At 46.6% G+C, this 14,478-nt stretch carries 11 protein-coding genes; 3 read left to right on the top strand and 8 right to left on the bottom strand.

Annotation, left to right across the window (positions count from 1 at the left end; all coding sequences use genetic code 11):
• Positions 1-131: 131 nt before the first annotated feature.
• Positions 132-1,223, bottom strand: coding sequence for a tRNA 2-thiouridine(34) synthase MnmA (gene mnmA / locus QUA62_RS05770; RefSeq protein WP_333402944.1), 1,092 nt, complete (start codon positions 1,221-1,223; stop codon positions 132-134).
• 123 nt (positions 1,224-1,346) lie between these two features.
• Here mnmA and QUA62_RS05765 point away from each other — a divergent pair, with 123 nt between their 5' ends.
• The gene (locus tag QUA62_RS05765) at positions 1,347-2,999 is read left to right on the top strand and encodes an NAD(P)H-hydrate dehydratase (RefSeq protein ID WP_333402942.1); all 1,653 of its coding nucleotides are present in this window, start codon (positions 1,347-1,349) and stop codon (positions 2,997-2,999) included.
• 268 nt (positions 3,000-3,267) lie between these two features.
• Positions 3,268-3,798, top strand: coding sequence for a peptidoglycan-binding protein (locus QUA62_RS05760; protein WP_333402940.1), 531 nt, complete (start codon positions 3,268-3,270; stop codon positions 3,796-3,798).
• Positions 3,799-4,322: 524 nt separating this feature from the next.
• Here QUA62_RS05760 and QUA62_RS05755 read toward each other — a convergent pair.
• The 4 genes from QUA62_RS05755 to QUA62_RS05740 all read right to left on the bottom strand — a co-directional run bounded on the left by QUA62_RS05755 (position 4,323) and on the right by QUA62_RS05740 (position 8,528).
• The gene (locus tag QUA62_RS05755) at positions 4,323-4,796 is read right to left on the bottom strand and encodes a TerB family tellurite resistance protein (RefSeq protein ID WP_333402938.1); all 474 of its coding nucleotides are present in this window, start codon (positions 4,794-4,796) and stop codon (positions 4,323-4,325) included.
• A gap of 107 nt (positions 4,797-4,903) precedes the next feature.
• A complete protein-coding gene (locus QUA62_RS05750; protein WP_333402936.1) occupies positions 4,904-6,805 on the bottom strand; it encodes a M61 family metallopeptidase in 1,902 nt (633 codons plus the stop codon).
• Positions 6,802-7,482, bottom strand: a complete 681-nt coding sequence (locus tag QUA62_RS05745; protein WP_190659615.1) for a Crp/Fnr family transcriptional regulator — start codon at positions 7,480-7,482, stop codon at positions 6,802-6,804. The genes QUA62_RS05750 and QUA62_RS05745 overlap by 4 nt, the downstream gene beginning before the upstream one ends.
• A 161-nt stretch (positions 7,483-7,643) precedes the next feature.
• Entirely contained in the window at positions 7,644-8,528 is an 885-nt protein-coding gene (locus tag QUA62_RS05740; RefSeq protein WP_333402934.1) for an inositol monophosphatase family protein, read from the bottom strand.
• Positions 8,529-8,838: 310 nt separating this feature from the next.
• Between QUA62_RS05740 and QUA62_RS05735 the strand changes: the two genes are divergently transcribed.
• Positions 8,839-9,891, top strand: a complete 1,053-nt coding sequence (locus tag QUA62_RS05735) for a glycosyltransferase (RefSeq protein ID WP_333402932.1) — start codon at positions 8,839-8,841, stop codon at positions 9,889-9,891.
• A 289-nt stretch (positions 9,892-10,180) separates the two neighbouring features.
• Here QUA62_RS05735 and QUA62_RS05730 read toward each other — a convergent pair whose 3' ends face one another.
• The 3 genes from QUA62_RS05730 to QUA62_RS05720 all read right to left on the bottom strand — a co-directional run bounded on the left by QUA62_RS05730 (position 10,181) and on the right by QUA62_RS05720 (position 14,283).
• The gene (locus QUA62_RS05730) at positions 10,181-12,106 is read right to left on the bottom strand and encodes an alpha-amylase family glycosyl hydrolase (protein WP_333402930.1); all 1,926 of its coding nucleotides are present in this window, start codon (positions 12,104-12,106) and stop codon (positions 10,181-10,183) included.
• A 668-nt stretch (positions 12,107-12,774) separates the two neighbouring features.
• A complete protein-coding gene (locus QUA62_RS05725) occupies positions 12,775-13,638 on the bottom strand; it encodes an Npun_R2479 family HD domain-containing metalloprotein (RefSeq protein WP_333402929.1) in 864 nt (287 codons plus the stop codon).
• A 330-nt stretch (positions 13,639-13,968) separates the two neighbouring features.
• Positions 13,969-14,283 carry a Mo-dependent nitrogenase C-terminal domain-containing protein gene (locus QUA62_RS05720; RefSeq protein WP_333402927.1) on the bottom strand — a complete coding sequence of 105 codons (315 nt, stop codon included), beginning with the start codon at positions 14,281-14,283 and terminating at the stop codon, positions 13,969-13,971.
• Positions 14,284-14,478 lie beyond the last annotated feature (195 nt).

Raw genomic sequence — 14,478 nt, 5'->3', positions numbered from 1 at the left:
AGAGTGAATTTTCTTGTTGGAAGTGTCTTGTGGGGTGAGCTTCTGGGAACAGGCAAGATGCCTGTTCCACAAAGAGTTTGTTTTTTGGTGGGTGGTTTCTTGTGGGGTGGGCTTCTAGCCCGCCCCTTGCCTTAATTTGGGAGTTGGTTTCTTTCGATGATGCCGCCGCCCAACAGCACGTCTCCGTCATACCAAACAGCCGCTTGTCCGGGGGTAATGCTCAACTGCGGTTCGTCAAAAATTAACTTAACTCTTGTACCGGCGGCTTTTTCCTCTGCTTGGGATGGTTCCACAGGAATAATAGTAGCGGGCACGGGGTGCGATCGATATCGAATCTGTACCTGAGCCCGAATTGGAGCCGTCGGCGCAGCCACAGAAACCCAATTCACTTTCTGGACAGTACATTCAGATTCTACTGCCAACTGTCGATCGCCCACAATTACCCGATTGCCAGCAGCATCGAGTTCAATCACGTACAGCGGTTCCGGTGCAGCAATACCGAGTCCCTTCCGCTGACCGATAGTGTAGTGGTGAACGCCGTCGTGCTGTCCGAGCACCCGCCCTGACTTGTCCACAATGTCACCCTTTTGCGGCGCAATGTACTTGTCCAGAAAAGCCCGCATCGAACCGTTACTTTCCACCAAGCACAAATCCTGACTTTCCGGCTTATCAGCAGTTTTCAAGCCAAATTCCGCCGCAATTCTGCGAGTTTCAGTCTTGGTAATTCCCCCCAAAGGAAATTCCGTACCCGCCAACAAATCCTGTGTTAGATCGTACAAAAAATAAGACTGATCTTTCGCAGGGTCGATCGCCCGCAGCAACTGATAGCGACCTGTAGCAGCATCGTAAGTAATCCGAGCGTAGTGCCCTGTAGCGATTTTTTCAATTCCGAGTTCTTCGCGAGCATACTTAAGCATTGGCCCGAACTTCACAGTTTTATTGCACTGCGAACAAGGCAAAGGCGTAACTCCTGCACTGTAACCCTCCACCAAATAATCGACAATACTTGCCTGAAAGACCTCGCGGCTGTCAACAATGTGGTGGGGAACGCCCAAATCTTCGCAAATTTTAGCTGCATCGACCATTCCCTCAGAGCAGCACTGACCTTTGCCCTTCATCAACCACAGCGTTAAACCCACCACTTCATATCCCTGATGGTGTAAAATTGCGGCTGCTGCGGAACTATCGACCCCGCCGGAGAGGCCTACAACAATCTTGTTCATGGTTGGGGAGAAATTGCTATTTTACTGTTACTTTGTTCGATCGAGCTAATTCATTGTAGCACTAAAATACTACAAACTGCGACTGCTGCTGTTAGCTGAAAGTTTACCACCACTGTAATCGAAATGACTATTCAAAAATTTGTTGTGACCGCCGACCAAATGCGGCAAATAGAAACGAGAATCTTTGCTGCTGGAATGCCAGTCGCAGCTTTAATGGAAAAAGTCGCGGGACTGATTGCTAGACGCATTCAGGCGCTTTTGAAAGCGGAAGGAAGTTCGGCAACGGGCAGTGTACGGGATTTAACGGATAGAAGGAAAAGGCAAGAAGGAAAAAATCTTGTTAAGTCTCAATTCCCAGTTATCGGCGTATTGGTTGGGCCGGGACACAACGGCGGCGATGCTTTGGTTGTTGCCCGCGAATTGCACTTTCAAGGGTTCCAAGTAGTTATTTACTGCCCCTTTTCTAAACTCAAAGAACTAACAAAAAATCACGCTGATTATGCGCGTTGTTTAAATATTCCATTTTTTGACAAAATTGAACCGCTGAAAAACTGCGATTTGCTCGTAGATGGTTTATTTGGATTTGGGTTAGAACGAGAAATTATTAACGCCACTGCCGCAGCCATTGACGAAATAAATAACTTAAATATACCAATTTTAAGTATAGATATTCCCTCGGGAATTCATACAGATACCGGAGAAGTTTTGGGGACGGCTATCCGGGCAAAACATACATTATGTTTGGGTTTGTGGAAAATGGCATTTCTGCAAGACAGAGCGTTAGAATATATCGGCAGCTCCGAATTAATTGATTTTGATATTCCTGCAGCAGATATTGCAGCAATATTGGGCAAAACGCCAGCACTCCAACGCATTACAACAGCCTCGGCAACTCAGCATTTGCCGTTACCCCGCTCGCCCATTTCGCACAAATACACCAACGGTCACTTACTACTTATTGCAGGTTCCCGCCGCTACAGCGGAGCAGCTATTTTGGCAGCATTGGGAGCAAGAGCTAGCGGCATCGGAATGCTGTCAATTGCTGTTCCTGAGTCGATTAAACCGATGCTGAGCAGTCAGTTGCCAGAGGCATTAGTTATAGGATGTCCCGAAACCCAAAGCGGTGCAATTAGCGAGTTGCCAGTAGCAATTGATTTGAGTTCTTATGATGCGATCGCCGCAGGGCCTGGTCTGACATTGGAAGCGGCAATCGCTGTAGAATCTGTACTGGAGAGCGATCGACCTCTGGTTTTAGATGCTGACGGTTTAAATATCCTCGCTCAACTCGGCACAGTCCCGATTTTGTCCGAACGTTCAGCACTGACAATTATCACGCCTCACCCGGGCGAATTCAAGCGTTTATTTCCCGACTTAGCGGATCTAACGGGCGAGGATCGAATTGCTGCAACTCAAGCAGCAGCTCAACTTTGCGGCGCAACGATATTGCTCAAGGGAGCGAGAGTTTGCATAAGTTGGAAGGAGGAGGGCGATTCCCTACCGGATAGCTACGCTTCACGTACCATAACCTACCTCAATCCCGAAAGCACCCCAGCCCTCGCCAGAGGCGGCAGCGGCGACGTTCTGACAGGCTTGTTAGGGGGACTATTAGCAACTGCGATCGCCCGCAAATCCCCCCCCCAATTAGTTGCTGCAACAGCAGCTTGGTGGCACGCTCAAGCCGGAATCATGGCTGCCAAAGAACGGACGGAATTAGGAGTAGATGCCTTTACTTTGACACAGTATTTAATTCCAACATTGCGAGAATTTGCTGAGTAAACAATCAACATGAGTTGGTAGGGTGCGTATCCCGCATCTTTGTATTGGGTAGGTGTCCACCGCGCAGCTTACCCCTTGGTTTGTATTGACAACGAAAGTCCTCATAAAAATATTACAACTTGCATTCCTTACGACAAACCAACGGGTAACTCAAACGAGTGACACTCACATGAGTGACACTCCAAAAAGTGACTGTGCACTCACCAATCCCACCAGTTATACCTGAAATATCAAAGACCAAAACTTAAATGTTGAGAGAAACCACATTATGTATACCGAAGAAAGAAGCTTGAACAATGAAACTATGGCTCTCGTCGCCGATACTACTGCTCAATCAAGTCTTGCATTTGCTGAAACCACGGGAGTAAACAAACCCACTTTACAAATGGGTTCAACAGGTCAAGCTGTCAAGGAACTACAACAGCTTCTATATCATTGGGCATATTATTTCGGGCCGATTGACGGTATTTTCGGCGTCCAAGTTCAAAACGCCGTCAAAGGCTATCAACACCGCGTCTTTTTAAAAGAAGATGGGATTGTGGGTTCTATCACTTGGGAAGCACTATACTCTGGTGCACCTGTGAATATGCCGATCGTCATGAAGGGCAGTTCTGGTAATGCTGTTAAAATTGTTCAGAATGTCTTGAAAATCAATGGATACTATTTCGGTTCCATTGACGGATTCTTCGGGGCGATGACAGATGTAGCAGTGCGACAATTACAACTCAGCAAGGCTTTACCGCAAGATGGAATTGTCGGCTATAGAACTTGGCACGCCCTCAGCAAGTTACCGCACTAATGACTGGTTGGATTAATATCTATTCCGGTTACACGAGCGAGATGATGGTTGACTTCTGACGGTTGACTCGGGGTCTAAAAACTGAATGGTTGAGTGTTGACTGTTGACTCGATTTTATTATTCCGATGCAACGGGAAACGATATTACTTTCAGTGAGCGCCCAAAATCGGTAGATAAATTAGGGATTTAGGCTTTGCCTAAGTCCCTAATTCTCGTTAAGGGGAAGGCAGTACACGGGAAGGGCGATCGCCAATTATATTACCGTTCCCGGCGATGAAAAATATTCTTAACCTTGCCGTGTTTTTTGTTAGTATACGCTAGGAAATTGGGAGTCACAATCCGGTTTATTTCCCTTCTGATTTAGTTGTAAATAGTTGCACTCAGAAAATTATTATTCCGATACTTACCTAACAAGACTTAGGCATGGGGGGCTTATTCCCGGTTTCTACGAAAAATTCCAGGTTGAGTAACGAGAAATCTAGGAATCAACCGGGTTTTTAAGCCAAGCGCGCGCAAGTCCAGAACTAACCTTTGATGAACTTTTCTAATTTGTGAGCCATCTTCTCTACAATTCCCTCTGAAGTATCTGCAGCCGATGATTCAGCTTCAATACGCTTGACCACATCCTCTGAAAGATTCAGCAACTGCACTAATTTTTGATAAGCAGCAGCTTCTTCAGCGTTAATTTTTGGTTCATCGGGAGTGCGAGAACTAGAAGAAATCACTTCATAGCCGAGTTGCAGGACTAATTCCCTTTCCTCTTGAGTTTCTAGTTGACCGATCAACTCGTCAAGGGGGATATTTTGCATGATGTAATCCCGCAGTTCTTGTTGCATTTGTTGTCCGTCGCTATCTGGGGCAAACAAACCGCAAAAGCGATCGAGCATTAAATCAACTTCTTCTGTCGCGAGTTGGCCGTCAGCCCAGGCCATAGAAGTAACAATCCTCAGCAGATTCATCTGGCGGGGTGTAATTGATGGAGGAGGTGGGGTTTGCATAATCAAAATTGGTAATGGGTAATTGGGAATTGGGAATTGGGAATTGGGAATTGGGAATTGAGCCTGATTCCTTCTTGTCTTTTCTTTCCCGTTCCCCTTCATTTATGTCACAATTTCGATAGAGGAACTCCCAGCCATCCAGTAAAGTTTTGTTTCTGAATAGCGGTGGGCTGTTCCACCGGCACGATCGAGTAACGCGTCGGTCGCGGCGGGGCGAGAGTAACAGGACAAGTCCGCAGTTCGTCTTGGTGAAAAACCGTCACCTCTATGGTGTCCCCCGGCTGATAATCTTTAAGCCTCTCACTCGCTTGTTCTGAATTTACCCGAAAACCTTCGATCGCCAGCAACTCGTCCCCAGCATCAATTCCAGCCAATTGTGCCGGAGATCCTACTTCGACAAATTTCACGATTTCCCGCCCGTTTTCCAGTCCCAACGTCCAACCGATGCGAGGCGTTTGGTCAATTTCGCCTGCGATGAGTTCGAGCCCGAAAGGTTCCAGATACTGGTTGTAAGGCAACTCTTCTGTGCCGTCAATATAGCGCGCGAAAAAGTCGCTCAAATCGATGCCGGCGACGGACTCGATCGTACTTTGCAACTCTTCGGGAGTAAAGCCTATTTCTGCAGGCAGCGAAGGAGAATTTAACTGTCCGTTTGATGTCAGATGCGACGGCTTGGCGTCTGTTTCCGGCTTCTGTTCAAAATCTTCGTTTTTACTTGAGTTAGCATTGCCAAACCGCTGCCACATCAAACGCATCACATCGTCGAGCGATCGCGAATTGCCGTGTCTGGCTCGAATCAACAAATCGAGCAAAAACGAAACAACTTCCCCTTTCAAATAATAGGAAACCTGCGAGTTGTCGCTGTTAGCATCCCTGCGATAAAGTTTAATCCAAGCATCCCAGCTCGACTCGCTGACCGGCTGCACGCTTCGCCCCGGAGTCGTCTGCAAGCGAGTGATTTCCTTAGCCATACATTGGAAATAACCTTTCACGCTGTAGATACCAGCTCGAAAAGGAATCACCAAATCGTAATAACTGGTAGTCCCTTCAGAAAACCATAAAGAAGGAGTGTAGTTCTCTTTTTCGTAGTCAAATACTTCCAGAGCTTTCGGTCGAATGCGCTTGACATTCCAGAGGTGAAAAAACTCGTGAGCCACCAACTGAATAAAGCGTTCGTACTTTTCCTTAGCCCGAAAATTAAAACGGGGATAGTTGAGAGTGCAGGACTCCTTGTGTTCCAAACCACCAAAACCAGAGCCGGACAAATGCAGTAAAAACACATAGCGTTCGTAAGGCAAACCGCCGAACATTTTTGCCTCAACTTCGATAACTTTTTGGATGTCTCGAATCGCCCGCTCTGGTTCTAAATTGCCTTTTCCCCAAACAACTAGCTGGTGGGGTTTTCCCATCACTTCAAAATCGTAGACTTCGTGACAGCCAATCTCAAAAGGACTGTCTGCGAGAGTGTCAAAATCCGCTGCAGCAAAAGTAAGATTTTGCCCGGAAACAGGTGGCAAAGCAGTAACTGTGCGCCATTCCGGCTTCGGTGGCACAACTGTCACGGTATAACAGTTGCGCTCAAAACCGGGCAAGAAAAAGCACAAAGCCGCCGGATTGAAATAACCGTGAGTCGAGTCTAAATGATTGGTTCGCACTGTCAGTTCGTTGGCAAAAATACGGTAGCGAACCGTGACATCTGACACCGAATCGGTCTCGATTTGCCAGTGATTTTTGCTGAGCTTGCGCCAAGGTAAAGGTCGATCGCCGGATAGCGAGCTAAAATCTTGCAGGTGGCGGGCGTACTCTCGAACCAAGTAAGAACCGGGAGTCCAAACAGGCATTTTTAAATCCAGAACCGGCTCCGACCAACCTTGCACGCGCAAAGTTACTTCAAAGAGGTGGGATTCAGGATTGGGCATCGCCACCGAATATTGAATTGTCGGTGCTGTTAGTTGCCCCTGACAATTGTCGGCAGCGGACGAGGTATCCAAAGAAGTAACATCAGTCATTGACTTGCCAAATTAATCAAGTGCTTGAGGTTGATCAAATGGATAGTTTGGCGGTCTGGATCGATATTGATCCAACCTTTACTATCGAGTTTTTCCATAATTTTGCTGGTTTCATCTAGGGTGATATCTGTGACATCCGCTAAGTCTTCATAAGGAATATTGAAGATATCTTTGCCCTCAGCAGTTTTCTGACCGTAGTTTTCTGCCAGCTCGACTAAAGTATTTGCTAGTTTAACCGCTGGCTGGCGGTTTCGGAGTTGATAGCGGTGATTGGTTTGGCGGAGCCGCCGCACCATCAGTTGCAGCATGCGGTGGTGCAATTGCGGGTCTTTAAACAGGGTTTGGATAAATCGCTGAGCTGTGACGCTCAGCAGCCGCACCGGCGAGAGAGCAAGTACGTCATTTGAGCGGGGAGATTCGTCAAGAATTGCCATTTCGCCGAAGAACGCACCCCGTCCTAAAATAGCCATTGATACAGCTCGATCGTTTGACAAGCGCCGGACTTTTACCCAGCCAGACACGACAAAGTAAATCGCGTTGCCCCAAGAATCCTCCATCACCACAGCTCGGCCCGGGGGATACTCATGCTTGACGGCATTTGATAGCAGCCCTCCCAAGGTTTCTGGGTTAGCACCCTTAAATAGAGGGAATAGCTCACTGAAAGCTTCTGTCTTCATGCAAACTCGCGGAGGTGGGAAATATGATTAGGCGACACCCAACAGCTAGGGAACGATCGATGTTTGGGAACACAAACAATCTGTTGCTCCTTTAATTGATGATAAGGGTGCAGAGGCCCGGTTCACGTAACAATTGGCAGATTCTTTAATCTTAAACGGGTTTACAAGCCTGCCACTGCCTGTTGAACTTTGCCCAACAAAGGTTCTATGTATTCCGGCCAGCCGATCGCGATTGACTGCGTGTGGGCCAGAGTCTCCGGCTCGATCGCATCTTTAGTCCACCTCAGCGGTTGACCTTGCATATCGCAACACACCAAGCCGGCTGCTTTTGCTAAAGCCAGAGGGCCGGCGGTATCCCACACTTTAACTCTGCCGTTGAGATACAGGTACAAACCAGCTCGACCGAAGATAACTTCCATCACTTTCAAGCCAAAGCTGCCCAGCGAGTAAAATTCTGCTCCGGGGATGCTTTGGGCGATCGCCCGGGCGTAGTTTTTTTGGTCTTTGTCTCCGAGAACAATTTTACAATTTTCCGCTGTCGGAGCCGGGGGTTTGCACAGCGCGATCGGCTGCGGCGCTTGGGTTCCCACAGTTTGGAACAATCCCCAATCTTTGCCCCCAAAATACATTTGGTCAAAAGCCGGGGCGTAGAGCCAGCCGGCCACCGGTTCCCCTTCCAGCAGCAGCCCCACCATCGAAGCGTAGTGCAGTTTTCCCCGAATAAATTCTTCAGTCCCGTCGAGGGGATCGATGCACCAAAGGCGCTGGTAATTGGCCCCGTAAGCTGCTCTGGAGGTGGCGTTTTCCTCGGTGATCCTGCCGTCTTCAGGAAACAAAGCGCTAAATGCTGCCGATAGTTGTCGGTCTAGGTATTGATCGATACTCGTCACGTAGTCGTTGGGCCCTTTCTCTGAAACTTCAAAAGGTTTGGCTGCTAGCTTGTAAGCTTCTTGACCGCACTCGCGCATGGTGTAGCGAATTTTTTGATCTTGCTCTGGAGAAATATACATGGGGTTAAACATAAATTCTTTAGCTAACTTCAGCATAAAAGCTTAAGTCCTTGGAATTGATCGGCGCGTTTCACTGTTTTTGATTCGTACAGGATTTGCGCGCGGGTGTCCATCAACCCGGTTTCCTAACCGTGAGGGCCGTTGCTATACAAGCCCCAGACAGGATTCGTGGAACTCACAAAAATTTAGACATGAGGGAGAACCCCCCAGATTTATCTGTAGAGTCAAATCTAAACTCTAAAATCTAAAATTGATCGATCGAACCAGCACGTTCCACAGCAGACTATAGAATCTTCTGAGGTTAGATAATTTGTGGCAGCACCAGCCGAATTATAAGGAGAAGAGCTTGAAATACCATTTGGCATTAGGTCGTAAAATAGACCTAGATGGAATTGACCGCGATGCAAAACTCGGCAAATGCCCTCGCCACGTTCTGCGAGCTCTCAGAGACCGCTTAAATGCCACCGTTCATGCCCCAGATGGCGAAGCGATATCGTTGAGTGACAAGCTGCGATCGAAAATTTCTTCTAAACCCGAACATTGGGCCGCCGCGCGCAAATTGTCCAAGCAAGTCAGCAGCGACGACGTGATATTTTGTACGGGCGAGGACATTGGGATTCCAGTGGCGGCGGTGTGTGGCCAATTGCCCAAGCGCCCGAAAATTGTAGTATTTTTCCACAATATCGATCGGCCGCGCGGCCGCGTCGCCCTGAAACTATTCGGTTTGGCTGAAAAAATTGACCTGTTCATGGTCAACGCCCGCCCTCAAACAAACTTCCTCCGCAGCTATTTAGCTATACCTGAATCGCGCATTTTAGTGCTTCTAGAACAGACAGACACCCAATTTTTCACACCGGGTCCAGTTTCTGGCGAGAAAAAGCGGCAAACAGTTGTTAGCGTCGGATTAGAAAAGCGCGACTACCGACTCTTAGCAGCAGCAACTGCTGACTTAGATGTTGACGTAAAAATTAGCGGTTTTTCTAAAGATGCCAAGGCTTTATCGAAAGCTTTCCCTGATACTATGCCAGAAAATATGTCCCGCAAATTCTACCAATGGCCAGATTTACTGCAGCTTTACCGCGATGCAGACGTAATTGCAGTTTGTTTGGTGGACAATAAATATGCTGCGGGAGTGCAGGTTTTACTGGAAGCAATGGCCTGCAAGCGACCGGTCGTTATTACTCGGACTCAAGGTATGGCCGATTATTTAGCTACCCCCGATCTTGCCAAAGTTGTAAATGTGGGAGATGCAGCAGGTTTGCGCGAGGCGATCGTCCATTTGCTAAAAAATCCTCAAGAAGCTGAATCTCAAGCGCAGCGGGGCTACGAAATGGTTGTGAACCAGCACAGCAGCGAACCTTATGTCGATGTTTTAGCCCAGAAGTTGCGATCGCTTTAATAAAAATGTAAGGTGCGCCTCGGCGCACCATAACTCACGTCCGGAGGATGCACAATGCACACATTACTGCTATACATAGAAGGTCAAAATATTGATGATCTAAGTCATCTTTAAAAAGTAATGAGTTATGAGTTGCAATTAGGAATTCAATCTCACAGCAGTTATGCACCCCTACTCAATCAACTGGGTTTTTAAAACATAATCGAAAGCCTGAAACAAGTATTTTCGTCCATCCAACCCGGTTGATGCACCCATGACTATCTTACTCAACACTCAAAACTCAAAACTATTAAGACTCCCGTCCACTCGCCCACTTATCCCGCCATTTCACAGTCCCTTCTGAAACTAAAACCCAGCGGCGACAAACCAGATTTTCTCGCAAGGGCGACAGTCCTTCCCGTAGCAGTGCATACTTGTAAGAAATCAATTTCCCCGCACTTTCATTAAAAGGAATTTCCCCAAACCAAGTATTAGTATTGATATACTCCAGGGGGTAACCCTTACTAATATCCCAATTCCCTAATTCAGGACAATCTCCAATCACCACAATTCTTTCCCCAGGCTGAGTTCTAACGCTGTTAAGCTGCGCCCGCACAATAGTTTTCGCCTTAACTCGCTCTCCGACGCGACTAAAAATCATTACTTCCCGCGCACCCAGCTCTAAATTGTACAGCATCCCATCTTTAACTTCAAACTTACGGCGCGATAAAACTTCCGTATGCTCTCCATCAGGGAGCTCAGTATCAACCTCTGTAATTGTAACAGCATTGCCACGATTCATCGCTACAAACACTACCGAATCGCGATAGCGGCGCACGTAACAATAAACATCAGCAGTTAGATATTTTTGCCACTGACTCCCCATCGAAATAGCTGGATTCAGCCGCCGCAATCCCGACAGCAAACGCACAGCTCGGTAAATTGGCGAATCTGTATCCCACTTTTCCATCATCGGGCGGTTGTAGGGGTCATTTCCCCCATCTGTATCATCATGCAGATACTGTTCGGTGCCGTAATAAATGCAGGGAATGCCGCGAGTCGTCATAATTAAACATATCGCCAACAGCAGCATTTCTGGATCGGGATTCAACGACTGAAACCTCGGCATATCGTGGTTGTCAATAAAAGTAATCAACTCCGTCGCCCCGTAGTAGCGGTGATCCAAATTCAGGACATCTTGGATTAACTTAAATCCTGCGTCGGCACCTTTCCCCAATACTTCTCGAATTGCCACGCACAGACCAAAATCTAAAATAGTCATCCCCGACTCGTTGACAAATTCCACAGAACGATCGTTTCGAGGATCGCTGTAAATCCATTCGCCAAAAATGAAAACATCAGGTCTATGTGCTAAAATGTCAGCATTAAATTCCTGCCAAAACCAAATAGGCATATGCTTAACTGTATCAACCCGCAAAGCATCAACACCTCTGTCGAGCCATTGTTTAATTGCTGACTTAATGTAATTCCGGTAGGCAATATTGTTTTCGTTGAAAGTTGCTAAACCCGACAGTTCGCAGTTTTGGACTTGCCATTCATCTTCCCAGTTTGTGACTTCGCCGTAGTGGTGATACCAGTTATCTTCATCGTCGTTAAAGTCAGCTATTTTTACGCCGTCGTCGTAGAGTTCCCCTTTTTTACCACTAAAATCTGGGTTGCTGTGATTGCAAACAATATCGAGCACGAGTTTCATGTTTCGCTGGTGCAACTCGTGTACTAACTTATCAAATACCGTATCTTTACTTTCTTGTGTTTGGTTAATAGAAGGATTGTCGTCTGTGGCAATGAAGCGGGGATTTAGTCGCTTGAAATCTTTAGTCCAGTAGCCGTGAATAGCAGCTTGTTCGACAAATAAGGCTTCTACTTGCTCAAACAGCGGAGTCAGCCAAACTGCGGTAACACCCATATCTTTTAAGTAGTCGAGTTTGTCGATAACTCCCTGCAAGTCGCCGCCCCAATATTTGCCCCAATCTTTCCCTTCTGGATCGTAAAGTTCTGGGTTTGGGCCTTCGTTATTTGCGGGGTCGCCGTCGTAAAAGCGATCGACTACAATGAAATAAATTGTTTCTTGTCGGAATTCAATGTCTCTGGTGTAGAGGAATTCTAAATCGAGTTCGCTTTCTGGCTTAACTTCTTCTACCAGAGACTCAATTTTGTCCTCTGATTCTGTAACTTCGTATTGAGAGGAAGTTTGATTGGGAGTGACTGATGTCATGAGATGTATTTTTTTATATTGTAAGATTGGTCAGTTATGCGGAGCTAGAGTCGGAGATAGCTTTCCCCTCTAACTGACTTTTACAGCATCATACGGAATTTACTCATTTAATGAAATCTTCCTTTAGACGGAGGGCAGACTCATCCTTGAGCCTCAATTGGATGAGACTTAATATTTAACGTCATTCTCAATCAAAGAGGCAGAGCCTCAAAAGCCTGCGCTACCAGGCTAAGCCTGGTAATGAGAAAAGGTGTACTAATTGTGCGATCGTCTTTTTTTCCTTCCTTTCATTCCTCCCGCAAATTTTGGATATCTTCAACCCTAAAACCAGTTGTTTGAGTAATGCTTTGATTGTCAAGTAGATTGAAAAGTTGCCTAGAAATTTCCCGAGCATTTTCTCTCATTCCTTGCTCCATTACTTGCTACAATTCCTGTTGTAATCCTTGTGCAAGTCGTTTATCCTCACATCTTGCACCATTCTGCCTCGCACAGGCTTTCGAGCCGGTTGGACAAAGAGTTGATTTTCTTGTGGGTGGGCAGGAGATCCCGCCCTGAAAGGATTATTGAGAATGGTGCAACATCTCAGCTATCCTGACTATGCAGCAGTATTTAACTAGAGCGATCTACTTATCCCAAAAAAGAGCGATCGCCCGGCATCTACCCAAACCCTAGCTAACTACAGCCACCGCAGACTCTGGCACCTGAGAATGCTCCACCCGAAACACATTTGCACTTAAATTAGCAACTACTTGTTTCCCCTGCTGTGTCAGTTCCAAATAGCCGATCGCATCCTTCACATACCGATAAACCACATTCCAATAAAACTTCGGATAACCATCCCGCAACTCCCCCGGATTTTGATAGCCCAAAATCAGATTCTGCCCAGTTTCTTCAAACTCGTAAAACAGCGCAGCAATCTTTTGCAAATATCGCGGATCGCTCAACTGACCAATTAAATCAGCAGCGCGAACTAAGCCCGGATAATTTACCGTATCTTGATAATCTTTATCGGCCGGAACCGGGAAACGAGTTAGCTCAATATTACGCTTAACCAGCTCAGCATCAATCAGTTTATGACCGCCAAAACGCTCGTCAATAAACATTTTTCCGCGATCGACATGATAATTCATCAAACTAGCATCCGTCGCCCCCGGAGCCAGCGTTAATTTCAGGTCGCCTATTCCCGTCGCATACAGTCCCAAATCTGTTCTATCTTGTCTGCAAACACCTTTAACATACCCGATATCGTGACATAGCAAAGCAATGTGGAAGTGCAGCCAATCTTCGCAGGAAACACCCCCTTCGCGGATGTGCTTCCCACCCAGAATTGCTTGTCCCACCAAGGTTACTAAAATAGTGTGTTCGACATTGTGGTAAAGAGCATCGCTATTAGCAATATTTTCTAACGCCATACTCGCCACCCAAGCAATAATCTCTCCATAGTCAGATTTAAACCCGCCATAAGTGTGGCGGTAGCCTTCAATCAGGCGATTGACAAAAGCCTTAATCAGCAGTTCAGTTGCGTTAAACATATTCACTTCCCTGAGTCCACGTAAATTATTAAATTATTTTTATAGTTATGGTTTTTGCTGCTACCGTTTGATGTTATTTTTGGCTTAAGCGCCACAATGGATACCCGCTCCTATCGAGAGGCATCCATTGATATTATCAACAATTATGGCTTAAATTATGGCTCTGGCAACTACCAGAGCGACATACCCCATAAATAATTGATATCAAGGGGCGATCGAGGTATGACACCCCTCAATCAGCAGTACCGTGTTACATCTTCCGCGCATACCTCAGTCGATTTTAGATTTTAGATTTACTCCACAGATACATCTGGGGGCGGGAAGTAGGATCTAAAATTTTGGGTTGCTCACCACTGTTGTGGGAAACTTGTCTCTGTTTTGGCTGACCCCGCCCAAAAACGAGAGCGAGCGAAAGCGTAAACCCATTAATTCCTCATACACAGGATTAAGCTTGCACATAGACGGTATGTAGAAAAGATGGTGTCCCCATAACGGAATATCTCTCTCACAAGAACAGCGGGCGAGTATAAGTTGGCACACCACGGAGTTATTGATGGCTCTCCCACGGGTTGCACGAGGCGGGCGATCGCGAAAAGTTAAGTCTTGGTACTGATTTTTCAGGAAAATACTTGTAGTCAAGTTCATGATTGATCTCAGTAATCATTACTAACAAAAACTTATGAATCACCCGACTTAATCATCAACGAAACCCGCTGCTGCTCCAGTGACGTGAATAAGTTTTATCCGTGACACTCGCCGCCCCCAAATGTGATGCGAAGAGCTAGCATTTGTGATTTAAAATCCGCAAAAGTGTGAGACAGATCACGCCCGCTCTTCCCT

The organism is Microcoleus sp. MON1_C1 (genome assembly GCF_036701945.1).
In the GTDB taxonomy this organism is placed as follows: Bacteria; Cyanobacteriota; Cyanobacteriia; order Cyanobacteriales; family Microcoleaceae; genus Microcoleus.
Note: the sequence above shows the minus strand (reverse complement) of the source record. Positions and strands in the feature narration are given on the sequence as shown.

Bases quoted from the DNA above. Each gene is read 5' to 3' on its own strand.
- QUA62_RS05725 (WP_333402929.1), bottom strand. From the start codon at position 13,638: ATGTTTAACGCAACTGAACTGCTGATTAAGGCTTTTGTCAATCGCCTG.
- QUA62_RS05740 (WP_333402934.1), bottom strand. From the start codon at position 8,528: ATGCTGAAGTTAGCTAAAGAATTTATGTTTAACCCCATGTATATTTCT.
- QUA62_RS05750 (WP_333402936.1), bottom strand. From the start codon at position 6,805: ATGACTGATGTTACTTCTTTGGATACCTCGTCCGCTGCCGACAATTGT.
- mnmA (WP_333402944.1), bottom strand. From the start codon at position 1,223: ATGAACAAGATTGTTGTAGGCCTCTCCGGCGGGGTCGATAGTTCCGCA.
- QUA62_RS05765 (WP_333402942.1), top strand. From the start codon at position 1,347: ATGACTATTCAAAAATTTGTTGTGACCGCCGACCAAATGCGGCAAATA.
- QUA62_RS05760 (WP_333402940.1), top strand. From the start codon at position 3,268: ATGTATACCGAAGAAAGAAGCTTGAACAATGAAACTATGGCTCTCGTC.
- QUA62_RS05720 (WP_333402927.1), bottom strand. From the start codon at position 14,283: ATGAACTTGACTACAAGTATTTTCCTGAAAAATCAGTACCAAGACTTA.
- QUA62_RS05755 (WP_333402938.1), bottom strand. From the start codon at position 4,796: ATGCAAACCCCACCTCCTCCATCAATTACACCCCGCCAGATGAATCTG.
- QUA62_RS05730 (WP_333402930.1), bottom strand. From the start codon at position 12,106: ATGACATCAGTCACTCCCAATCAAACTTCCTCTCAATACGAAGTTACA.
- QUA62_RS05745 (WP_190659615.1), bottom strand. From the start codon at position 7,482: ATGAAGACAGAAGCTTTCAGTGAGCTATTCCCTCTATTTAAGGGTGCT.